Genomic DNA, 20,929 nt, shown 5'->3' on the forward strand with positions numbered 1-20,929 from the left:
TGTGGTGAGATGCGTGCCTTGGGTTGGATGGCGTGGTGGTAGCGGGCGTGGGGACGCGGCCGGACGCCGACCTTCTGGCGGCCGCCGCGAAGGGCGACGACGAGGCCTCCGACGAGCTGTTCAGGCGGCACCACACGGCGGTCCTGCGGTACGCGCGCGGGCTGGTCCGCGACCAGCACCTCGCCGAGGACCTGACGAGCGAGGCCTTCACGCGCACGTTCGCGGCGATGCGCCAGGGCGGCGGGCCCCGCGACGCGTGCAGGCCCTACCTCTACACCGTCGTGCGGAACACGGCCACGGACTGGGCGCGCGGCGCCCGCCGCACCGTCGTGACCGACGAGGTCGCCGAGTGGGCCTCGGACTCCGAGGACGAGCCGCCCGACGTCGACGAGCTCGACGCGCTCGTCCGCGCCTTCCGGTCGCTGCCCGAACGGTGGCAGACCGTCCTCTGGTACACGGTCATCGAGGAGGAGCCCGTCGGGCAGGTCGCGGAGCTGCTCGGCATGGAGAAGGGCGCGGTCTCCCAGCTCGCGTTCCGGGCGCGCGAAGGGCTCCGGCAGGCGTTCCTCGTCGCAGGCTCCGGGGGACGTCCGGAATGCGCGGAGTTCACCGCCCAGCTCGCGGCGAGCGTCCGCCGCCCCGGCCGCCGCCGCAGCCGCGCCCTGCGCCGGCACCTGGAGTCCTGCGAGGAGTGCAGGCGGGCCTCCAAGGAGATGACCGACCTCAACGGGCGGTTGCGGCGCGCTCTGCCGATCGGCGCCGTCCTGCTGGGGGCGCCGTCGGCGCCGCTCGGCTCCCTCGCTCCGGCGGCGTCCCTGCCCGGCTGGACCCTTCCGGCCGCGGTGGCCGGCGGCGTCGCCACCGGCATCGCGATCATCCTGTTCACCACGGTCGGCGGCGGTCCGGGCGAGGACCCGCGCGCGGCCCCGCCACCCGCGACGCCCACCCCGGCGAGTTCGGCTCCGGCGGACGTCGCCCCGCCCGACTACACCGTCGGCACCCGCTCCCCCGAAAGCGGCGGCCGGGTCCCCGGCGGCGCCGGCGGCGATGGCACGGCGTCCGGCGCGGGTCCCTTCCGCGTGCGGAACACGACGCTGCAATCGTGCCTGGCGCCCAGCGGGACGTCGGTCGTGCAGCGCTCCTGCACCGACTCGGCGACCGGGTGGAAGCGCAAGAACACCGGCGGCGGCTTCACGCTGACGAGCAGCTCCACCGGGCGATGCCTGAGCCGCGGGACGCCCGCCGCGGGCGTCCCCTGGGAGGGCGGAAGCGAATACACGGTCGTCATGGCCCCCTGCGGGGGCGCGAACCAGGTCTGGAAGCTCGTCCGGTTCGCGCCGTCCGTCTACCGGCTGGCCAACGGCGACGGCTACTACCTCCAGGCGAGCTGGTCGGGCCTGAAACCGGTGACGCTGAAGCCGTCCTCCTATGCGGGCATGGCGGCTCAAGGCTGGGCCGTCGAAGCCGCAGGCTGACCCCATCGGCGGTCACCCGTAGCCCAGGCGGTCGCGCGCGGCGGACGGTTCGGCGCCGGCCTCGGCGTTGAGGGCGAGCCACGCGCGCAGCGCCATGTGGAGCTCCAGCCGGTCCGACGTCGCGTGCACGGCGTCCCCGAACAGGTCGTCTAGCTGCCGCAGCCGGTACCGGACGGTCTGCGGGTGCAGGTGAAGGTGACCGGACACCTCCGTGGCGTTGAACCCGTGCTCCAGGCAGGCCAGCAGCGTCTCCACGAGCCGGTAGCGCTGGGCCGGACGCGCGTTCAGCAGCGGGGCGAGCCGGCGCGCGATCACCTTCTCCACCAGCGCTCGCTCCCGCATCATCACCAGGATCGGCATGTGCCGCTCGGCCGGGATGGGCGCCGCGCCGCCGATCAGGCCCTGGCGGGCCAGCGCCAGGGCCTCGCGCGCCAGCCGCAGGGACGTCGCGACGTCGCCGATCCCGACCGCCGGGCCGATCGCGGCCGTCCAGCCGTGCAGCTGCCGCTCCAGCATCCGCGCGCGGCCGGGGCCCTCCGGGTCCGGGACGATCAGGCAGGGCTCCCCCAGGTGCAGGCCTGGCAGGACGTCCGGGGGCAGCGACGGGTGCCGGGCGTCGGGGCCGTCCTCGCGGAGGGCGACGACCGCTAACGTGCGCGGCAGCGCCCAGTCCGCCTCGCGCGCCGCCCCCCTGAGGTCCGCCGCGGAGGCGCCGTTCAGCAGCAGGTCGAGCAGGTGCCGCCGGCGGTCCCGGAGCGCTCCCGCCGCCCGCGCGGCGGCGTCCGCGTGGCCCTCGGCGACGATCGCCGCCAGCTGGTTCAGGTAGTCGAGCGCCGCGTTGGCGATGGCCGCGATGATCGCCGGACTCGTCCGGTAGCCCATCCGCTCGGCGTGATCGGTGAGCCGCTCGACGGCCAGGCCCGTACCGATCCGCGTCGCCGCCTGCCAGGAGTCCAGCGTCCGCCCCTCGCTGGCCTCGCCGACGCCGATCTGCCGCCAGAACTCCACGACGTCGGCCGACGGGGCGGCGGGGTCGGCCATCAGGTCCAGGAAGTGCCCGATGGCGCACTCCGTGCCCAGCTGGACCGCCTTGGCGTAGCGGGGATCGTGCGGCCGGACGAACTCCGGCAGCCGCCTCTCGATCCGGCGCACCGCCTCCGCCGCGATGCCGGGAACGTGCTCGCGAAGGTCACCCGCGATCCGGGCGGCGCCCTCGAACGACAGGTCGAGCTCGATCCGGCGCACCGGAAGGCGGACCACCTGGCTGAGGTCGGACATGAGATCTCCTTCGGGGAACGTCGTGCCCGGAGAGACGGCCCGCCCCCGCGCCGATTACGCGGATCGGCGCGACTTTCTCGTTCGGCCGGAACCGGGCCGCGAGGCTTTAGGCTGGCCGGTATGGCGACGGAGGCGTCCCCGAAGGCGCGGGCTCGGAAGTGGAAGGACGAGACGAGGCTGGGGCTGGTGCGGCGGGCGCGCCGGATCAACCGGATCCTGGCCGAGACGTACCCTGACGCCCACTGCGAGCTGAACTTCGGCACCCCGTTCCAGCTGCTGGTCGCGACCGTTCTGTCAGCCCAGACCACCGACATGCGGGTGAACCTGACGACGCCCGCGCTGTTCGCCAAGTACCCCACCCCGGAGGACCTGGCCGCCGCCGACCCCGAGGACGTCGAGGCGATCCTGAAGCCCACCGGGTTCTTCCGCGCCAAGACCAAGTCGGTCATGGGGCTGTCGGCCGCGCTCCGCGACCGGTTCGACGGCGAGGTCCCCGGCCGCCTCGAAGACCTCGTCAAGCTGCCCGGCGTCGGGCGCAAGACGGCCAACGTCGTCCTCGGCAACGCGTTCGACGTCCCCGGCATCACCGTCGACACCCACTTCGGCCGCCTGGCCCGGCGCTTCGGCTGGACGACCGAAGACGACCCCGTGAAGGTGGAAGAGGAGATCGGCTCCCTCGTCCCGCGCAAGGACTGGACGATGCTGTCCCACCGGCTGATCTGGCACGGCCGCCGGATCTGCCACGCGCGCCGTCCCGCCTGCGGCGCCTGCCCGGTGGCGCGGCTCTGCCCGTCCTTCGGCGAGGGGCCGGTGGACGAGGAGACGGCGCGCAAGCTCGTCAAGCCCGGACCGTTCTCGTGAGCGGTTCTCCCGGTCGTCCCGGGAAGGAACGGGAACGTTCCGGAGTTGGGATCCACGTGACCGACGCCACCCCCGACTGCCCCGCCTGGCTCGACCGCTTCCGCTCGGAGGCGCCGAGACTGCCCGTGCCGCCCGTGTTCCGGCCCGCTCCCACCGCCCGCGCCGCCGCCGTCCTGATCCTGTTCGGGGACGGTCCGAGCGGCCCGGACGTCCTGCTCACCGAGCGCGCCGCCACCCTCAACAAGCACGCCGGGCAGCCCGCCTTCCCCGGCGGCCGCATCGACCCCGGCGACGACGGCCCGGTCGCGGCGGCGCTGCGCGAGGCGTGGGAGGAGGCCGGCGTCGAGCCGTCCGGCGTGGACGTGCTGTGCACGCTGCCGGAGCTGTACCTGTCGCACAGCGAGCACCGGGTCACGCCCGTCGCCGGCTGGTGGCGCGAGCCGTCGGAGGTCGCGCCCGGCCATCCCGGGGAGGTCGCGACGGTCGCGCGGGTCCCGATCAGCGAGCTGGTCGACCCGGCGAACCGGCTGATGGTGAGGCACCCCTCCGGGATCAGGGTCGGCCCCGCGTTCCAGGTCCGGGACATGCTCGTGTGGGGGTTCACGGCGGCGATCCTGACCCAGGTGCTGGGCGCGGGCGGCTGGGACCGGCCGTGGGACACCTCCCGCGTCGAGGACCTGCCCGAGGACGTCGTGAACCTCGCCGCCCGCGACCGAGGGGCCCGTGACCGAGGGGTGGACGTCGCCGCGCGCGACTGAACGGTGAACCTCGCCTTACGCGGCCGAGGCGTCTCGTCGTTTCCCACGAAAACGCCCACCCGCGCGGCGAGGGCTCGTGCGCAGGTCAGGTGGCAGTTCGCGGTGGACACGGCCGTCGCCGCTGTCCCGCGTCACCCTCGGCGGCTATCCGGCACGCCCCAAACTGGTCCATCGAGGGGACGTGAAGCAGCGGCGCGGCCCTATACGGTGAAGCGGTGCTGCACGACCACATTCTCGACCTGATCCTGCTCGTGCTCGTCGTGCTGTTCGGAGTCTCGGGCTACCGGCAGGGCTTCATCGTGAGCCTGCTGAGCTTCGTCGGCTTCGTCGGCGGCGGCGTCATCGGGGTCCTGATCGCGCCGCCGATCGCCGAGGCCGCGGTGGACGGCGCCGCGCAGCAGGCGCTGCTCGCCATCGTGGTCGCGTTCCTGTCCGCCACCCTCGGCCAGCTCGTCGCCTCGTCCGTCGGCGCCGTCCTGCGCAACCGGGTGACCGGGATGAACGCCCGCACCGCCGACGCGGTCGGCGGCACGTTCGTCAGCGCGCTCTCGCTGCTGATCGTCGCCTGGTTCTTCGGCAGCCTGGTCGCCAACTCCGAGTTCAAGCCCGTCCGGACGCAGGTCAAGGGCTCCTCGATCATCAACGGCATCAACGACGTGATGCCCCCGCAGGCGCAGACGTGGTTCACCTCGTTCCAGGGGTTCGTCAAGAGCAGCGAGTTCCCGCAGGTCTTCAACGGCCTCGGCGGCGAGTCGGTGGTGCAGGTGCCGCCGCCGGACGAGTCCGTCCTCAACACCCGGGGCCTGAAGGCCGCCAAGAACAGCATCGTGAAGGTGGTCAGCACGGCGCCGCAGTGCCAGCGCCGCATCGAGGGCACCGGGTTCGTGTTCGCGCCGCAGCACATCATGACCAACGCGCACGTCGTCGCGGGGGCGCGCGGCTCCTCGGTGGTGGCGACGCTCAACGGCGACACCAACCGCGGGCGGGTCGTGCTGTACGACCCGAAGCGCGACGTCGCCGTCCTCTACGTGCCGGGCCTGAAGGCGCCGGCGCTGGAGTTCGCCAAGGAGGCCCGCGTCCGCGACGACGCGATCATCGCCGGGTTCCCGAAGCAGCAGCCGTTCACGACCGGGGCGGCCCGGATCCGCGCCCGGCAGACGGCGCGCGGGCCCGACATCTACCACTCCGGCCAGGTCAGCCGCGAGATCTACGCCATCCGAGGCAAGGTCGAGCCGGGCAACTCAGGCGGTCCGCTGCTGTCCACCGACGGCCGCGTCTACGGCGTCATCTTCGCCGCGGCCCTGGACACGCCGTCCACCGGGTACGCGCTCACCGCGCAGGAGGTCGCGCCCGACGCGCGCGTGGGCGCCAACGCCACGAAGCCGGTCTCGACGGAGAGCTGCTCCGACTAGTTCGGTGTGAGGCGGAGGGCGATGGGGCCGTCCTGCGGCTCCTTCGCCAGGCTGCGTGTCCGCTGGACGATCCCTTGGACGTCGATGCCGTACGGAGCGGCGTCCAGGTATGGGACCAGCCGGTCCGCGGCGCGGCTGAGGAGGGCCTGGGCGCCACGCGCGTTTCCCCGGCGCAGATGGGTCACCCCTACGGCGACCTGTGCGAGACCCCGCCACAACTCCCGTTCGGGCTCCGGGGCGGACTTCCAGACCGCTTCCAGTACGTCATGGGCATGGAACGGGCGGTCGGCGTCCAGGAGGCGCTGCGCTTCGGCCAGGGCCTCCGCCGGTGGCATGTCGAGCTCGTCCGGCATCGTGGGTATGCCGGTGGCGCCGTGCGGCAGGGGACGTCCGTAGGCATCCCGTGGGCGTGCGTTGCGTGGGCGTCCCGACTCGTCCCGATCCCGCATGCCTCCACGGTACGCGGGTTCAGCGTTCCGGCCCCGGGTCGGCCAGCCAGTCGAGGAGCCGGGCGTCGAACTCCTCCGGACGCTCCTGGTGGGGGAAATGCCCTGCGCCCTCTATGAGCGTCCAACGGTACGGGGCCTTCACGTAGCGTCCGGAACCCTGCGCGCTGGCGGGAAGGGTGCACGTGTCGAGCGCGCCATGCACCTGGAGTGTGGCGGCATGGATGGGGGTGCGCATGCGGTGCGCGTAGCGGATGCCGTCTGGGCGGGCCTGGGAGCGGATGAGCCAGCGGTGGTACTCCAGTGCGCTGTGGGCGACCCCGGGGATCTGCACGGCTTTCCGTACGAGCCGCTCGGTGCGCTCGTCCGGCCAGTCCGGCCCCGACCAGTCGTGCAGAAGCTTTCCGACCAGTTCCGCGTCGTCGCGGACCAGGCGCCGTTCGGGCCACAGCGGCACCTGGAAGCCGAACGTGTGGCGCGCCGCCCAGCCCTGCCCGCGCGGGTCGCCGGCGACGGCCCGCCGCAGCCGCAGGGGATGCGGGGCGCCCACCACCGCCAGCCGCTGGACGATCTTCGGGTGGTAGACGGCCATCGTCCAGGCGAGCAGCCCGCCCCAGTCGTGCCCGACGACGGTCGCGTTCGCCTCGCCCAGGGCGCGGACCAGCCCCGCGGCGTCCCCGGCCAGCGTGACCAGGTCGTACCCGCGCGGCGGCTTGTCGCTGCCGCCGTAGCCGCGCAGGTCGACGGCGGCCGCCCGGTAGCCCGCGGCGGGCAGCGAGACGAGCTGGTGGTGCCACGACCACCAGAACTCGGGGAACCCGTGCAGCAGCAGGACGAGCGGCCCCTCGCCGGCCTCGGCGACGTGGAAGCGCGTCCCGCCGGCGCTGACCTGCCGGTGCGTCCACGGCCCGTCGACCTCGATCAGCGACGCGTCGTGCCCGGACACGGCGGCGGTCAGCCCGTCAGTTCGGGATCGCCGGAGTCGCCGCGGTGGCGCAGCGCGGTGAAGTCGTCCTTCAGCGTCCTGCGGGTCCGCTTCGCCCCTTCGATCTTGCGGATGCGGAAGTACCCGATGGCGATCAGGGCCAGGGCGAGGAGCAGGTACACGCCGGCCACGATGAGGAACGCCGCCCAGTGCCAGATCCCGGCGGCCACCAGCCCGTACGCGAAGGCGATCGACAGCAGGATCACGATCAGCCCGCCGATCAGCGCGGCGATCGTGAACATCACGCTGCCCAGCGCGGCCTTCTTGGCATCGGCCTTCAGTTCCAGCTTGGCCAGGTCCATCTCGGCCCTGATCAGGTCGGAGACGCTGCTGGACGCCAGGGCGACCAGCTCGCCGAGGGACTTGTCCTCGACTCGCTCGCCCGGTAGTGCCTCGGACATATGGCTTTTCTCCTTAGTCCGGGCGCGCGCGCAGACGCACCCTTCTCCGGAAGACGACGGCCGCGGCCGCCGAGGCGAGAACGCTCGCGATCAGGACCGCAGTCGTCACTCTCTCGAATTGTGACGGGTCGGTATAGGCCAAACCGCCGATCAGCAGCGAAACGGTGAAACCCACCCCGGCCAGGAGCGCGACTCCCGCGATCTCGTGCCAGTGCAGGTCCTCCCCGAGGGTCGCAAGGCCGAGCCGCACGGCCGTCCACGCCCCGCCGAAGACCCCCACGAACTTACCGACCAGAAGTCCGGCGATCACGCCGAGGGCCACCCGGTCGGTGAACACGGCGCCCAACTGCGCCGCGCCGAGGCCCACCCCGGCCGACACGAAGGCGAAGACCGGCACGGCCACGCCCGCCGAGAACGGCCGCAGCGCGTGGTCGGCGCGCTCGGCGTTCGTCGGCCGCCCGTCCGGCGTCTCCTTCGGGCTGGTGAGCATCCCCAGCGCGACGCCCGCGACGGTCGCGTGGATCCCGCTCCGCTGGAGGCAGTACCAGGCCGCGACGGCGAGAGGCACGTACACCCACGGCGAACGAACGCCCCGGTGCTGGAGCAGCCCGTACGCCACGATCAGCGCCGCGCCGAGCAGCAGCGGCGTCCAGTGCAGGGTGCTGGTGTAGAAGAGCGCGATGATGGCGATGGCGATCAGGTCGTCCACCACCGCCAGCGTCAGCAGGAACGCGCGCAGAGGCGCCGGGCACGAGGTGAACGTCACGGCGAGCACCGCCAGCGCGAACGCGATGTCCGTCGCCGTCGGCACCGCCCACCCGCTGGCCGCGCCCGGCGCGCCCGCGCTCACCGCCAGGAAGATCAGCGCGGGCACCGCCACCCCGGCCGCCGCGGCGATCACCGGCAGCGCCGCGTCCCGCGGATTGCGCAGCTCGCCGTGCGTGAGTTCCTCGCGCAGTTCCAGCCCGGCGATGAAGAAGAAGACGGCGAGCAGCCCGCTCGACGCCCAGTGCTGCACGTCCATGTGGCCGAGGTGCAGCCAGTGCGGGCTGATCTCGAACGTCTGGAGGCTCTTGTAGGCGCCGTCCCACGGCGTGTTGGCCCACACCAGCGCCGCGACCGCCGCGAGCAGCATCACCACGCCGCCGATCGTCTCGGTGCGGAGCGCACTGGCGACCTGGAGGCTGTAACGGACGGTCGGACGGAACGGCCACGTTGCTGCAACGCGGCGTTTCACGGGCGGGCGCGCCATAGAGAGAACCCCTGGGAAAGCGGCGGACGGCTGGACAAGGCCACGGCCCGCACGATCACTACGGGACGTCCCTGCCGACCAGACTTCCCGGCGCACCTAGGGACATTTTACCTGGCCCGCCCAGTGGGCGGCCCCGTTCCCCCGGCTCGGACGCCCAAACGGCCCGCGCCCGGCGGTGTGCCGGATGCGGGCCGTCGCGTTGGCCGGTGTGCGCCGTGTGGGGTCAGTCGTCCGACTTGGCGCTGGGCAGCTTCTCGGAGATGAGGTCCATCACCGTGCTGTCCGCGAGCGTCGTGACGTCGCCGATGCTGCGGTTCTCCGCCACGTCCCGCAGCAGCCGCCGCATGATCTTCCCGGAGCGGGTCTTCGGCAGCTCCGGAACGATCATGATCTGGCGGGGCTTGGCGATCGGGCCGAGGGTCTTGGCGACGTGGTCGCGCAGCTCCCGCAGGAAGTCCTCGCCCTCGACGTCGCCGCCGGCGTCGCCGCGCGGGATCACGAACGCCACGATGGCCTGCCCGGTGACCGGGTCCGTCGCGCCCACCACCGCCGACTCGGCGACCTTCGGGTGCGAGACCAGCGCCGACTCCACCTCCGTCGTGGAGATGTTGTGCCCGGACACGAGCATGACGTCGTCCACGCGGCCGAGCAGCCACATGTCGCCGTCCGCGTCCTTCTTGGCGCCGTCACCGGCGAAGTACAGGCCCTCGAAACGCGACCAGTACGTCTTGACGTACCGCTCGTCGTCGCCCCAGATCGTGCGGAGCATGCCCGGCCACGGCTCCCGGACCACCATGAACCCGCCGCCGCCGTCCGGCACCGAGCGGCCCTGGTCGTCGACGACGTCCGCGGCGATGCCGGGCAGCGGGCGCATCGCCGCGCCCGGCTTGCCCTCCGTCACCCCCGGCAGCGGGCTGATCATGATGGCGCCGGTCTCGGTCTGCCACCACGTGTCGACCACCGGCGTCCGGTCGGCGCCGATGTTCCTGCGGTACCAGACGTAGGCCTCGGGGTTGATCGGCTCGCCGACCGACCCCAGCACGCGCAGGGACGACAGGTCGTACCGGGCCGGGATGTCGTCGCCCCACTTCATGAACGTGCGGATCGCCGTGGGCGCGGTGTAGAAGATGGACACCTTGTACTTCTGGATGACGTCCCACCAGCGGCCCTTGTCGGGGGTGTCGGGCGTCCCCTCGTAGATGACGCTGGTCGAGCCGTTGGCGAGCGGCCCGTACACGATGTAGGAGTGGCCCGTCACCCATCCGATGTCGGCCGAGCACCAGTAGACGTCCGTCTCCGGCTTCAGGTCGAACACCGCCCAGTGCGTGTACGCGCACTGGGTCAGGTAGCCGCCGCTGGTGTGCAGGATGCCCTTCGGCTTCCCCGTCGTCCCGGACGTGTACAGGATGTAGAGCGGGTGCTCGGAGTCCATGGGCTCGGCGGTGTGCTCGTCGCTCTGCCGCTCGACGACGTCGTGCCACCACAGGTCGCGCTCGTTCTCGACGACCTCCTCGCCCGTGCGCCGCACCACGAGGACGTGCTCGATCGTCGGCGTCTGCGCGACGGCCTCGTCCACGATGCCCTTGAGGTCGGACGGCTTGCCGCGCCGGAAGCCGCCGTCCGCGGTGATGACGAGCTTGGCCTGCGCGTCGTCGATGCGCGTCCGGAGGGCCTCCGCGGAGAATCCGCCGAACACCACCGAGTGGGTCGCGCCGATGCGGGCGCACGCCAGCATCGAGATCGGCAGCTCGGGGATCATCGGGAGGTAGATCGCGACCCGGTCGCCCTTGCGGACGCCCAGTTCGAGCAGGGCGTTGGCGGCCCTGTTCACCTCGCGCTGGAGGTCGGCGTAGGTGAGGGTGCGGGAGTCGCCCGGCTCCCCCTCCCAGTGGTACGCCACCTTCTCGCCCCGCCCGGCCTCCACATGCCGGTCGACGCAGTTGTAGGCGACGTTCAGCTCCCCGCCCACGAACCACTTCGCGAACGGCGGGTTGCTCCAGTCCAGGACGTCGTCCCAGCGCTTCGTCCAGGCGAGCCGGTCCGCCTGCTCCGCCCAGAAGCCCAGGCGGTCCTCGTCAGCGCGCTCGTAGGCGTCGGCCTTGACGTTCGCCGAGGCGGCGAGGTCCGCGGGCGGGGGGAAGCGGCGCGTCTCCTGCAGAAGGTTCGACAGTGTTTCTTGGCTCTGGCTCAACGCGAACTCCTTGCTAGCTCAAGCGGGGGTCGCCCGGTATCCCCACTTCACCAGGTAGGTCCCGGTCCCCACAAGGCCGCGCTCCCGGGTGTCGGGGGGATGGACGCGATCGGTGCTCACGGCTGCGAATCCTGCTTTGTGATGCCCGACACCACGGGCCTTCCCAGCTCCGGGCCGGGGGAACCGTTTCCGTTCCACGCCCTGGTGGGCCGCTGCACGAGCGCTCCGGACGACGGCATAAAGTCAGGCCGTGACCGATGCTCTAGCTGATGTTGCGAACCTTCCCGGCGTCGTCGACGCCGTCGACGAGGCGCGCAAGGCCGTGGACCGGCTGCTCGGCCACCGCGTCCTGCGGCGGCGCAGCGCCGAGGTGTCCACGGAGTCGGCGCTGCGCGGCGCCCGGGCCTCCGCCGTCCTCGACGGCGCCTCGGTCACGCTGGACGAGCTGCGCACCACCGACCACCCGTCCGACCCCGTCGTGCAGGGCGCTCTGCGCGTGTCGGCCGAGCTCGGAACGTTGACCGAGGTCTGGCGCAAGGCACCGCGGCAGGCGTTGGCGCGTTTGCACGTCCTCGCCGCAGCGGACGCGGTCGACAGCGCGGATCTCGGACATCCCCGCTCTGGCGAGGTTGTCGTGAAGGACGTTCTCGGCCTGGGAGAGCCGCCTTCGCCAGCCGAAGTGGCGGCGCGCCTGGACGTGCTCAGCGGGCTGCTGACCGAACCCACCAAGGCGCCGGCTCTCGTGGTCTCGTCGATCGTGCACGGCGAACTCCTGGCTCTGCGCCCGTTCGGCTGGGGAGACGGGATCGTCGCCCGTGCCGCCCAGCGGCTCACCCTTGTCGCCCGTGGGCTCGACCCCAAATCCCTGGTCGCGCCTGAGGTCGGGCACCTCGAACTCTCCGACGAGTACGCCGAGGCCCTTCGCGCCTACGCGTCCGGTACGTCGGAGGGCGTCGCGCGGTGGATCGTCCACTGCTCCTCGGCGATCGCGGCCGCCGCACGGGACTCGCAGGCCATCTGCGAAGCGTTCATGCGCGGCTGAGGCTGTCACCCGGTAGGGCCATGCTGGTCCTATGGCCGATCGCATGTACGGGCGACCAGCGGCGCCGACGGAGACCACGATCTCGTCGGCGAACTGGGATTCGCGTGACCTGACAGGTGAGCGGCACGACAGCGTCCTGTTCGTGGACGTGGACATGACCGAGGCCAGTGGCGCCGGTGCCGCCTTCACCGACTGCACGTTCCGGGGTGTGCGGTTCAACGCGTCCAGCCACACCGACGGGGCGTTCCTGAACTGCACGTTCGTCCGGTGCGGCTTCTTCGACGCCGCCTTCACGGGCTGCAAGTTCGTCGGCAGCGCGTTCGACGGCTGCACCTACGACCTGATGAAGGTCAAGGGCGGCGACTGGTCGTTCACCGGCCTGCCCGGCGCGGACCTGCGACGAGCCGCGTTCTCGGACGTGCGCATGCGCGAAGCGGACCTCACGGGCGCCCGCTGCGCCGGGGCGGAGCTGCGCGGGGTCGACCTTTCGGGGGCGTCCCTGCACAAGGCCGACTTCTCCGGCTGCGACCTGCGCGGCAGCGACCTGTCGTCGCTGGACCCGTCCAGCGTCGAACTGAGGAGCGCGGTGATCGACCCCTACCAGGCGGTCGTCCTCGCGACGGCTCTGGGCCTGGACGTCCGCGGGTAAGGGGTTCGGCCGGGGGGTGCGGCGCAAGCGAAACGGCGTCCCTGCCGGGACGCCGCCGCTGGACACGTCACACCGGGTTACCAAGCGTGCACCTGTATTCGTCGGATCGGGTCAAGCCCGTCTCGACGCGCCTCCCGCGGCTGGTCGCGCGTGGGTACCCGGCTGCCGTGCCCGGACACTCGGTCCGTATGACCTGTGTACGCCTTATTTGCCCAGATGACAAGCCCCATTCGGAAAACGGCCCGCGGGCGGCGGAGAGGGCGCCGGAGGCGGCTCCGGTCTCCCCGGATGGCGAGGAGGCATATTGCGGACTTCCGCAAACGGCGTTCGGAACGCGAAATTGATCACTCAGGGTAACCATTTCCCTTTGTCGTCGATCATACGAAGGCACGGGAAAGATCTTTAGTTCTCCTGTACGCTCCGACTTCCGTCCCGTTGCACTTCCGGTGCACCGGAACGGGGGCCCAGCCGTGGCCGGGCGGCGCCCAGCGCCGGCCGCTCCGGCGGATCGTCGCCGCCGGGTGCGAAAAATCGCCACGTGCCGGGCGAGTTTGCGGCTCGACGGAACTCTCGACGATCGGGCAGCATATGTTGTATCCGCCTAGACTTGAGTCGGTGAGTTTGCTTCTCCCATAGAGGCGACTTACCCGTGGCTTAGCCTGAACTCCCTGAGACCTTTCTGGGAAAGCGGGCCGGCTCTACCCCCCCGGAGCCGGACCGCCGGCGACCCCCGCTCTCCCCCCCGGCGGGGGTCGCCCTGTCGTGAGGCGGCCGGGCGGTGGCCCCGGGGTGAACGATCCCGCGCCACCGCCCGCCCGCCCCGGCGAAGTTATCCACAGTTCGCGGAACCTTCCCGCCGCTTCCGACGCGCGCCGCAAGGTGGATGTCTCCGAACGTCGAAGGAGCATCCGATGAACCTCACGGCACTGATCGTCACCGGCGACCCCGCGCTCGCCGACGGCCTCCTGCGCCTCGCCGCGGCCGCCGACGCCCACGCCGAGGTCGCCTACGGCGCCGACGAGGCCAGACCCGCCTGGGCCTGGCCCTCCCTCATCCTCGTGGGCGCCGACGTCGCCGAGGACGTCGCCGCCGCCGGCCTCCAGCGCCGCCCGGGCGTCGTCCTCGTCACCGGCGGCGCCGCCCCCGACGCCTACCGCCTGGCCGTGGAGGCCGGCGCCCAGGACGTCGTCGCCCTTCCCGACCACGAGGACTGGCTGATCGACGCCTTCGCCGCCGCCTGCGAGCCCGAGGGCGGCTGGGCCACCGCCCTCTGCGTCGTCGGCGCCCGCGGCGGCGCCGGGGCCAGCGTCCTCGCGACCGCGCTCGGCCTCCGCGCGGCGGGCACGGGCCTGCGCACCCTCCTCGTCGACGCCGACCCGTTCGGCGGTGGCGTCGACCTCCTCCTCGGCCTGGAGTCGCACGAGGGCGTCCGCTGGCCCGACCTGGCCGAACGCCGCGGCCGCCTCAGCACCGCGACCCTCCGCGAGACCCTGCCCGGCACGGGCGACCTGTCCGTCCTGTCCTGGCGGCGCGGCGAGCCCGTCCCGGTCTCCGACGAGGCCGTCCGCTCCCTGTTCGACGCCGCCGCCCGCGGATTCGACCTGGTCGTCGCGGACGTCCCCCGCCATCCCGGCGACCTCGGCCGCGCGGCCCTGCGCGCCGCCGCCGTCACGTTCCTCCTCGTCCCGGCCGAGGTCCGCGCCACCGTGGCGGCCGACGGCCTCGCCGCCGCCCTCCGCCGCGACACCGCCGACCTGCGCCTCGTCGTCCAGGGCCCCGCCCCGGGCGGCATCACCCCCGACGCCGTCGCGGGCGTCCTCGGCCTTCCGTTCGCCGGCTCCTTCGACCGCGACCGCCGCCTCCCCACCGCCATCGACTCCGGCGACCTCGAACGCGCGTGCCGCCGCGGCCCCCTCGCCGACTTCTGCGCCACCGTCCTCGCAGACCTCGCCCTCCAGCCCTACGCCTACCGGGAGGCGGCATGACCGGCCTCTCCGACGCCGTCCGCGACCGGCTCGCCCACACGGGCGGCGAGGCCACCACCGGCCGCGTCGCCGCCGCGCTCCGCGCCGAGGAGCGCCTGCTGGGCGACCGCGAAGTCCTGGCCCTGGCCGACGAGTTACGCGCCGAGTTCGTCGGCGCCGGCCCCCTGGAGCCCCTGCTGCGCTCGCCTGACGTCACCGACGTCCTGGTGAACGGCCCCGACGAGGTCTGGATCGACACCGGCTCCGGCCTGGTCCGCACCGCGGTGGGCTTCCCGGACGAGGCGACCCTCCGCCGCCTGGCCCAGCGCCTCACCGCCGCCGCGGGCCGCCGCCTCGACGACGCCTCCCCCTACGCCGACGCCCGCCTCCCCGGCGGCGTCCGCCTGCACGCCGTCCTCCCACCGGTGGCCGCGACCGGCACCTGCCTGTCCCTGCGCCTCCCCCGCCGCCGCGCCTTCACGCTCGACGAACTCGTCACGGCCCACACCGTCCCGCCCGAGGGCGCCGACCTGCTGGCCGCCCTGATCGATTCCCGAGCGGCCTTCCTGATCAGCGGCGGCACCGGCACAGGCAAGACCACCCTGCTGAGCGGCCTGCTGTCCCTGGCGGACCCGTCCGAGCGCCTCCTCCTGGTAGAAGACTCCGCCGAACTGAAGCCCACCCACCCCCACGTCGTCAGGCTGGAGGCACGCCCGCCCAACACCGAGGGCGCCGGCGGCGTGACCTTGAACGACCTGGTCCGCCAAGCCCTCCGCATGCGCCCCGACCGCCTGGTGGTGGGCGAGGTGAGAGGCCCCGAAGTCGCGGTCCTCCTCCAAGCCCTCAACACGGGCCACGAAGGAGGCTGCGGCACCCTCCACGCCAACACCGCGGCCGACGTCCCCGCCCGTATCGAGGCCCTGGCCTGCGCGGCGGGCCTGACCCGAGAGGCCGTCCACAGCCAGTTGGCCGCCGCGTTGGACATCATCGTCCACCTGGTCCGCGACCCCGGCGGAGGCCGCCGCCGAGTAGCCGAGATCTGCCTCCTCCAACGAGCCCCGAACGGCCTGGTAGGCGTGGTCCCCGCGATCTCCTTCACCGCCTCCGGCGAGACGATCCCCGCCGCAGGCGCAACCGAACTGACCACCCGCCTGAAACCCACCAGCAATGCCCGCGCTCACCCCTAACACCCAAGAAGCCCCCACCCCCAGCCCCACCACTGGCGGCCCCCCTCTGCACGGCCGCTTGAACGTGCCGAACACCCGCCCCTGGCCCCTCCCGCCTGACCCATTACGAGGCGCCCAATGTCGACCTCCCTGACCGTCCCCTGCGCGGCCGTCTGGATCTACCTGGCACGGGCTCCTGGCACGAGCTCCTCGGCACGGGCTAGTGGCACGGGCCCTAGTAACCCGGGGCCCAGAGCTCGGGGAACGCGGGCTAGTGGTTCGGCCTACCCGTCCTCTGTGGAGCCGCTGCCGTGCGGGCTACTCGAATACCAGCCCGCTCTCCTGCCTGCGAGGTGACTGATGTTGACCGTCCTCGCCGCCTTCTGTGCGGCGGCCGCTGTGTGGACCTACTTGGCGCCCACTCCGGCGGCCCATCGCCTCGATCGCCTGGGCGCCGCACCATCCGGCGACCCGCTGCGTCCGCTGCGCATTAGACTGGAGACCCTCAGGGAACGTCGGACGCTGCCGCAGCGCCGTCGAAGCTCGATCATCGAGCTCTGCGACGCCATGGCCGCCGAGCTGGCCGCCGGCCGGACCCCCGACGAGGCCTTCACGGCAGCGGCCGCCGTCCTCGACCCGCACGTCTCGAAAGAACTGCTCGACCTGCCTCGTCCGCCCCCGGACCACCTGGACGAACTGGCGACGCAGCCAGGAGCCGAAGGTCTTCGCCTCCTGGCGGCCTGCTGGCGCGTCGGCTCCGAACGCGGCGGCACCTTGGCCACCGTCCTGGACGGCCTGGCTGGCGCCCTCCGCGATGAGGAGGCCCAACGCCAGGACGTGTCCGTCCAACTAGCCGGCCCCCGAGCCACGGCGCGCCTCTTGGCCGCCCTCCCGATCTTGGGCCTGGCCATGGCCGCCGCCCTGGGCGCCCACCCCATTCCGTTCCTCTGCACCACCCTTCCTGGCCTCGCCTGCCTGATCACAGGCACGGCCCTCAACGCCACCGGCCTCTACTGGACCCGCCGCCTAGCCAAATCCGCCGAATCACCCCTCTGACCGAGGGGCCACCCCCTGGAAAGCCGCCATGAACGCCCCGAGATCCGTATGGAGCAGGTGAAGTGATGACGACCCTCATGGTCATGCTCTGCGCCGCAGCATCGGGGTTCCTCTTTCCCAAGGGGATCGACGACTCCACGCGGAGGCTGGTCGGTCAGTTCGGAGGGCCTTCCCCGAGGCATGCAGCTCCCAGACGACGGTTCGCCTGGGCGACAGGTCACGCTCGCCCACGGGGAACGTCCGTCCCAGCCTCGGGGGTGAAGGAGCGGGACGGGCCATCCGAGGCGTCCGGGCGCCGCGACGTCATCCTTCGGCGGGTGGCCGCAGGCGTGGCGGGAGCGTTGTGCGTGGTGCTGCTGGGCGGCCTGGCCGGTGGAGTGATCGGCGTGCTGGTCGCCGCGGGCGTCTGGCTGTCCTTCAGCCGCCTCGGCAGTGGGGAGCGCCGCCGCAGACGGGCACGACTCATCGCCGATCTCCCCGTGGCGGTCGATCTCCTCGCCGCCTGCCTGCGCGGCGGCGCCCCCTGGCACGAGGCGGTCGAAGCGGTCGCGAGCGCGGTGGGAGGCCCGCTCGGCGAGGAGTTGCACGCCGTGTCCGTCCAGATCAGGCTGGGGGCCGACCCCGCGGAGGCCTGGCCGGTCCTGGCGGAGGAGCCGATGCTCGCGCCCTTGGCGCGTGCGGCCGTCCGGGCGGCGTCGACGGGTGCGGCACTGGCCCCGTCCCTCGGCCGCCTCGCCCGCGACCAGCGCCGAGTAGCACGTGCGGCAGCCGCCGCCAGGGCACGAGCGGCGGGCATCCGGGCACTCGCTCCACTCGGCCTGTGCTTCCTTCCCGCCTTCGTCCTCCTCGGAGTCGTCCCGGCCATCGCCGGGATCGCCTCGACGATCCTCCTGCCCTGGTGAGCGGGTTATCCACAGAATGCGGTTCGCCCGTCACCTGGCTTCTCCGCAGAGCAGCCTGGTACCGACCTCGAGCGAAAGGAGCCCCGATGAGGGCATGGAAGACGGTGGTGCGGCGATGGTCCGGCACGTGCAAGGACCGCGGGATGTCCACAGCCGAGTACGCGGTCGGCACCATCGCCGCGGCGGCCTTCGCGGGCCTGCTGTTCAAGATCGTGACCAGTCCCCAGGTGAAGACGATGCTCTTACGGATCATCGAGAAGGCGCTCAATCTGGCCGGCTGAGGGATCGAGGGATGGCCACGGCGGAGATCGCCGTGGCCCTCCCCTCCCTGGTGCTGGTCACCGCGATCGCGCTGTGGGGCGTGAAAGCGGCGTCCGTGCAGCTCGCCTGTACGGACGCCGCCCGAAGCGGCGCCCGGGCGGCGGCCAGAGGCGAGTCCCTCAGCGCCGTCCGCGAGCTGGTGGAGAGCGGGGTCCCCAAGGAGGCGACCGTCCGGCTCCACCGCGACGAGGCCACCGTCCGCGTCGACATCTCGGCCCCCGTAGCCCCCGCCGCCGCGATCGGCCTACCGGCCGTCATCGTCCACGCCCACGCGGCCGCCGAAACAGAACCCAGCGCTCCACCGGTCACCCCATGAGCACGAAGTCGGCACTAACAGGCGGGTGGAAGCAGCAAACCGCGCAAAGGACGGAGCGATGACCGGGGGCAGTGGCCAGGGAGGGGTGGTCAGGGAGGGGTGGTCCGGGGCGGGCGGAGGAGGAGGGCAGTGGGGGCAGGCAGTGGGGTCACCGGTGGGGGTGGTGAGGGAGTGGGACGGCGGGTGAAGGTGAGGGGTGGGGATCGGGGGTCCGGGACGGTCTGGGTTTTGGGGTTCGCAGTGCTCGTCTGGGTGGTGGGGGTGGCGGCGGTCCTGGTCGGCGGGGTTCGGGGAGCGCGGCATCGGGGGGAGGCGGCGGCCGACATGGCGGCACTCGCGGGCGCGGCGCGAGTCGTCGATGGGGGCAGGTCCGCCTGTGCGAGGGCCAGGCAGATCGCGAGCGGGTCGGGGGCGCGGATGGTGCGGTGCCGGGTGCGGGGGGAGACCGTCGACGTCTCGGTGGCTGTCGAAGTCCCGATGCTCATGGGGCTGAAGGGGCGGCGGATCGTTTCTCGGGCGAGGGCTGGCCCTGTGGAGCGGGACGGCGTACCCTGGCGCCACATGTCTCGTTGCACTGAGTGTCAATAGAGGCCGGGGAGGGTGCGGAGAATGAAAACACGTTCCTCTTTGTCATCCCCCTGTGACTTTTGCTACCCGGTGGTACGTTACGCTGCCGTAAGCCCGTAGTTATCGTCAGGTGCGGTGCGCCCGGCGGAAGACCGGCGCGAGCTGTCGAAGGGATTGAGGCCGTGACCATCATTCGCAGGATCGGTGCGATCGCGCTCGCGGCACCCCTTGCGATGAGCTTCCCGGTACTCGCCGCCCTGCCCGCGCAGGCGGCCTCGACCAGCGTCATCACCCCGGCGGACGGCGCCGTCATCAGCAGCGGGTCCCAGGTGACCGCGAAGGCGCACTTCGACTTCGCGATCACGATGCAGCTCCGGGTGGACGGCCCCGGGATAGGAGACACGTTCCTCCAGGAGAAGGGCCTTTCCGGCGATATGTCCGGAACCTTCTCGATCAACCGGAATGGTCGCTACAAGGTCTACCTGCTCGGCAAGCAGACCAACCACGTCTACGACTCCAACACCTTCACCGTGCGCATCGCGCCGGCCGCGCCGACCGGCGTGTCCGCCAGCGCGTCCGGCGGCAAGCTCGTCGTGAAGTGGAACCGCGGCCTCGAAGACGACCTCACCGGCTACGCGCTCGCCGGTTCGGGCGTGAAGTCCAAGTCCGGCTCGCTGAACTCCCTCTGCTCGGGAACGAACTGCTCCGCCACCCTGTCGCTGACCAGGTCCACTGGCGCGGCGTCCGTGGGCGTCAAGGCGATTCGGTCCACGGGCACGGGCGGCTCGCTCTACTCAGGCATCGCATCGGCGACCGCCTCGCTGGGAGGCGGGACCGGTTCCGCCCCAGGCAGCGGTTCGGTGCCGTCCCTGCCGTCCGGCGGTTCCGGGGTCCCCAGCACCGGGACGCCGCTGACCCCGTTCAACAACAACTCGCCGGTCACCCTCCCGTCCGTCCAGCCGGACGGCGCGACGCCCGGGTTCACCTACCCCGCGCCGCAGATCGCCACCGACTCGCCGAAGGCCCAGAACATCGCGGCGACCGACCGGCTCCAGTGGGGCAAGAGCGTCGGCATCGCGCTGGTCCTGCTGATCGTCGCCGCCCACCTCGGGACCTGGACGCGCCGCCTGCGCGTCGCCCAGGCGGGCACGAGCAGCAACGGCATGGCGGCCCGCATCGCACGCAGCGGCACCGGCCGCAGGCGGGTGAGCAAGTCGCGCGAGCAGATCGCGCGCGCCGAGGCCCTCGCCAAGACCGCGCCAGTGGTGGCGGCCGGAGCCAAGGGGGCACGCTCCTCCAAGCGCGCGACCCGCACGGCCGTCCTCGACTCGAAGCCGAAGGCCGGCCGCCGTCCCGCGACCCTCGGCAAGCCCTCGGGCGGAGTGAACGTCCGCCTCGCCAACTCCGGCACGAAGACGAAGCCCAAGCGCGGCCGCCGCCGCAAGTAGCTTCTCTCGACCACCGGACCCCGCCGGGCCCGTCCGTCCGGCCCCCAACTCCGTGGCGACGGCGGCGAACGTGCCGCAGGCCGCGCTGAAGGCGATGCGGCGCGACCAGCGCCGGCCCTCAAGCAACCTGCGGACTAGCCGCATGTGAGGGTGTCGTCCATTACCAGCGGCCTGAAGACGACGTGCGAGTCGTTTGCGCGTTGGCTGCGCTCGCGGGCTGGTCGTGTTCATGGCTGGGTGGTCTGACGGGCTGGCTGGACCGGCGCGCACGGCTGGCCGGGCTTGCGTTTCGGCTGCGCTCGCGGGCTGGTCGTGTTCGCGCGGTGGGCGGCTTCGCAGGGTGGGCGGCTTCGCGGGGTGGGCGGTTTCGTGGGGTGGGCGGGGTCGTGGGTGGGGTGGTTGGGTGGCGGCTTTGCTTGCGTGTTGGGGGTGTGGTTTC

The 20,929-nt window shown here is 72.4% G+C and carries 20 protein-coding genes; 14 read left to right on the forward strand and 6 right to left on the reverse strand.

Going from position 1 to position 20,929, the window contains the following annotated elements:
- The first annotated feature begins 47 nt into the window (after positions 1 to 47).
- The gene (locus AB0C87_RS06250; protein WP_360576720.1) at positions 48 to 1,475 is read left to right on the forward strand and encodes a sigma-70 family RNA polymerase sigma factor; all 1,428 of its coding nucleotides are present in this window, start codon (positions 48 to 50) and stop codon (positions 1,473 to 1,475) included.
- A 12-nt stretch (positions 1,476 to 1,487) separates the two neighbouring features.
- Here AB0C87_RS06250 and AB0C87_RS06255 read toward each other — a convergent pair whose 3' ends face one another.
- Positions 1,488 to 2,753 (reverse strand): helix-turn-helix domain-containing protein, encoded by a 1,266-nt coding sequence (locus tag AB0C87_RS06255; protein WP_360576721.1) that lies wholly within the window; start codon positions 2,751 to 2,753, stop codon positions 1,488 to 1,490.
- A 120-nt stretch (positions 2,754 to 2,873) separates the two neighbouring features.
- On the opposite strand from AB0C87_RS06255, the gene nth reads away from it, so the two are divergent.
- The 3 genes from nth (at position 2,874) to AB0C87_RS06270 (ending at position 5,784) form a co-directional block, all read left to right on the forward strand.
- The gene (nth, locus tag AB0C87_RS06260) at positions 2,874 to 3,614 is read left to right on the forward strand and encodes an endonuclease III (protein WP_345178966.1); all 741 of its coding nucleotides are present in this window, start codon (positions 2,874 to 2,876) and stop codon (positions 3,612 to 3,614) included.
- 56 nt (positions 3,615 to 3,670) lie between these two features.
- Positions 3,671 to 4,372 carry a CoA pyrophosphatase gene (locus tag AB0C87_RS06265; RefSeq protein WP_360576722.1) on the forward strand — a complete coding sequence of 234 codons (702 nt, stop codon included), beginning with the start codon at positions 3,671 to 3,673 and terminating at the stop codon, positions 4,370 to 4,372.
- A gap of 215 nt (positions 4,373 to 4,587) precedes the next feature.
- Positions 4,588 to 5,784 (forward strand): MarP family serine protease, encoded by a 1,197-nt coding sequence (locus AB0C87_RS06270; protein WP_345178968.1) that lies wholly within the window; start codon positions 4,588 to 4,590, stop codon positions 5,782 to 5,784.
- On the opposite strand, the gene AB0C87_RS06275 is transcribed toward AB0C87_RS06270, so the two are convergent.
- From AB0C87_RS06275 to acs, 5 genes are all read right to left on the reverse strand, one after another.
- The gene (locus tag AB0C87_RS06275) at positions 5,781 to 6,137 is read right to left on the reverse strand and encodes a DUF309 domain-containing protein (RefSeq protein ID WP_360576723.1); all 357 of its coding nucleotides are present in this window, start codon (positions 6,135 to 6,137) and stop codon (positions 5,781 to 5,783) included. The two genes, AB0C87_RS06270 and AB0C87_RS06275, sit on opposite strands and share 4 nt — an antisense overlap.
- Before the next feature lie 115 nt (positions 6,138 to 6,252).
- Positions 6,253 to 7,176 carry an alpha/beta hydrolase gene (locus tag AB0C87_RS06280; protein ID WP_345178971.1) on the reverse strand — a complete coding sequence of 308 codons (924 nt, stop codon included), beginning with the start codon at positions 7,174 to 7,176 and terminating at the stop codon, positions 6,253 to 6,255.
- A gap of 8 nt (positions 7,177 to 7,184) precedes the next feature.
- Entirely contained in the window at positions 7,185 to 7,616 is a 432-nt protein-coding gene (locus AB0C87_RS06285; protein WP_345178972.1) for a phage holin family protein, read from the reverse strand.
- Between the two features lie 13 nt (positions 7,617 to 7,629).
- On the reverse strand, positions 7,630 to 8,853 hold the full coding sequence (nhaA, locus tag AB0C87_RS06290; protein WP_353831870.1) for a Na+/H+ antiporter NhaA: 1,224 nt from the start codon (positions 8,851 to 8,853) through the stop codon (positions 7,630 to 7,632).
- Between the two features lie 238 nt (positions 8,854 to 9,091).
- Positions 9,092 to 11,059: an acetate--CoA ligase gene (gene acs, locus AB0C87_RS06295; protein ID WP_345178975.1), complete on the reverse strand. Its 1,968-nt coding sequence runs from the start codon at positions 11,057 to 11,059 to the stop codon at positions 9,092 to 9,094.
- A 250-nt stretch (positions 11,060 to 11,309) separates the two neighbouring features.
- Here acs and AB0C87_RS06300 point away from each other — a divergent pair, with 250 nt between their 5' ends.
- From AB0C87_RS06300 to AB0C87_RS06345, 10 genes are all read left to right on the forward strand, one after another.
- Positions 11,310 to 12,101 carry an oxidoreductase gene (locus AB0C87_RS06300; protein ID WP_360576724.1) on the forward strand — a complete coding sequence of 264 codons (792 nt, stop codon included), beginning with the start codon at positions 11,310 to 11,312 and terminating at the stop codon, positions 12,099 to 12,101.
- 31 nt (positions 12,102 to 12,132) lie between these two features.
- Positions 12,133 to 12,750, forward strand: a complete 618-nt coding sequence (locus tag AB0C87_RS06305) for a pentapeptide repeat-containing protein (RefSeq protein WP_345178977.1) — start codon at positions 12,133 to 12,135, stop codon at positions 12,748 to 12,750.
- A gap of 911 nt (positions 12,751 to 13,661) precedes the next feature.
- Positions 13,662 to 14,735: a septum site-determining protein Ssd gene (gene ssd, locus AB0C87_RS06310; protein WP_345178979.1), complete on the forward strand. Its 1,074-nt coding sequence runs from the start codon at positions 13,662 to 13,664 to the stop codon at positions 14,733 to 14,735.
- Positions 14,732 to 15,901, forward strand: a complete 1,170-nt coding sequence (locus AB0C87_RS06315; protein WP_360576725.1) for a TadA family conjugal transfer-associated ATPase — start codon at positions 14,732 to 14,734, stop codon at positions 15,899 to 15,901. The genes ssd and AB0C87_RS06315 overlap by 4 nt, the downstream gene beginning before the upstream one ends.
- Positions 15,902 to 16,240: 339 nt before the next feature.
- On the forward strand, positions 16,241 to 16,936 hold the full coding sequence (locus AB0C87_RS06320) for a type II secretion system F family protein (RefSeq protein WP_360576726.1): 696 nt from the start codon (positions 16,241 to 16,243) through the stop codon (positions 16,934 to 16,936).
- Between the two features lie 317 nt (positions 16,937 to 17,253).
- A complete protein-coding gene (locus tag AB0C87_RS06325; protein WP_360576727.1) occupies positions 17,254 to 17,838 on the forward strand; it encodes a type II secretion system F family protein in 585 nt (194 codons plus the stop codon).
- Positions 17,839 to 17,924: 86 nt separating this feature from the next.
- Positions 17,925 to 18,119 carry a DUF4244 domain-containing protein gene (locus tag AB0C87_RS06330; RefSeq protein ID WP_173394687.1) on the forward strand — a complete coding sequence of 65 codons (195 nt, stop codon included), beginning with the start codon at positions 17,925 to 17,927 and terminating at the stop codon, positions 18,117 to 18,119.
- Positions 18,120 to 18,130: 11 nt separating this feature from the next.
- On the forward strand, positions 18,131 to 18,475 hold the full coding sequence (locus tag AB0C87_RS06335) for a TadE family type IV pilus minor pilin (protein WP_345178985.1): 345 nt from the start codon (positions 18,131 to 18,133) through the stop codon (positions 18,473 to 18,475).
- 189 nt (positions 18,476 to 18,664) lie between these two features.
- Entirely contained in the window at positions 18,665 to 19,063 is a 399-nt protein-coding gene (locus AB0C87_RS06340) for an Rv3654c family TadE-like protein (RefSeq protein ID WP_360576896.1), read from the forward strand.
- Between the two features lie 161 nt (positions 19,064 to 19,224).
- Positions 19,225 to 20,490 carry a hypothetical protein gene (locus AB0C87_RS06345; RefSeq protein WP_360576728.1) on the forward strand — a complete coding sequence of 422 codons (1,266 nt, stop codon included), beginning with the start codon at positions 19,225 to 19,227 and terminating at the stop codon, positions 20,488 to 20,490.
- The last annotated feature ends 439 nt before the right edge of the window (positions 20,491 to 20,929 follow it).

This window comes from Actinomadura sp. NPDC048021 (assembly GCF_040653135.1).
GTDB lineage: Bacteria > Actinomycetota > Actinomycetes > Streptosporangiales > Streptosporangiaceae > Spirillospora > Spirillospora verrucosospora.

Coding starts and splice junctions, on each gene's coding strand:
- AB0C87_RS06275 (WP_360576723.1), bottom strand. CDS start 6,137: ATGCCGGACGAGCTCGACATGCCACCGGCGGAGGCCCTGGCCGAAGCG.
- ssd (WP_345178979.1), top strand. CDS start 13,662: ATGAACCTCACGGCACTGATCGTCACCGGCGACCCCGCGCTCGCCGAC.
- AB0C87_RS06330 (WP_173394687.1), top strand. CDS start 17,925: ATGAGGGCATGGAAGACGGTGGTGCGGCGATGGTCCGGCACGTGCAAG.
- AB0C87_RS06320 (WP_360576726.1), top strand. CDS start 16,241: ATGTTGACCGTCCTCGCCGCCTTCTGTGCGGCGGCCGCTGTGTGGACC.
- AB0C87_RS06285 (WP_345178972.1), bottom strand. CDS start 7,616: ATGTCCGAGGCACTACCGGGCGAGCGAGTCGAGGACAAGTCCCTCGGC.
- AB0C87_RS06305 (WP_345178977.1), top strand. CDS start 12,133: ATGGCCGATCGCATGTACGGGCGACCAGCGGCGCCGACGGAGACCACG.
- nth (WP_345178966.1), top strand. CDS start 2,874: ATGGCGACGGAGGCGTCCCCGAAGGCGCGGGCTCGGAAGTGGAAGGAC.
- AB0C87_RS06335 (WP_345178985.1), top strand. CDS start 18,131: ATGGCCACGGCGGAGATCGCCGTGGCCCTCCCCTCCCTGGTGCTGGTC.
- AB0C87_RS06255 (WP_360576721.1), bottom strand. CDS start 2,753: ATGTCCGACCTCAGCCAGGTGGTCCGCCTTCCGGTGCGCCGGATCGAG.
- AB0C87_RS06315 (WP_360576725.1), top strand. CDS start 14,732: ATGACCGGCCTCTCCGACGCCGTCCGCGACCGGCTCGCCCACACGGGC.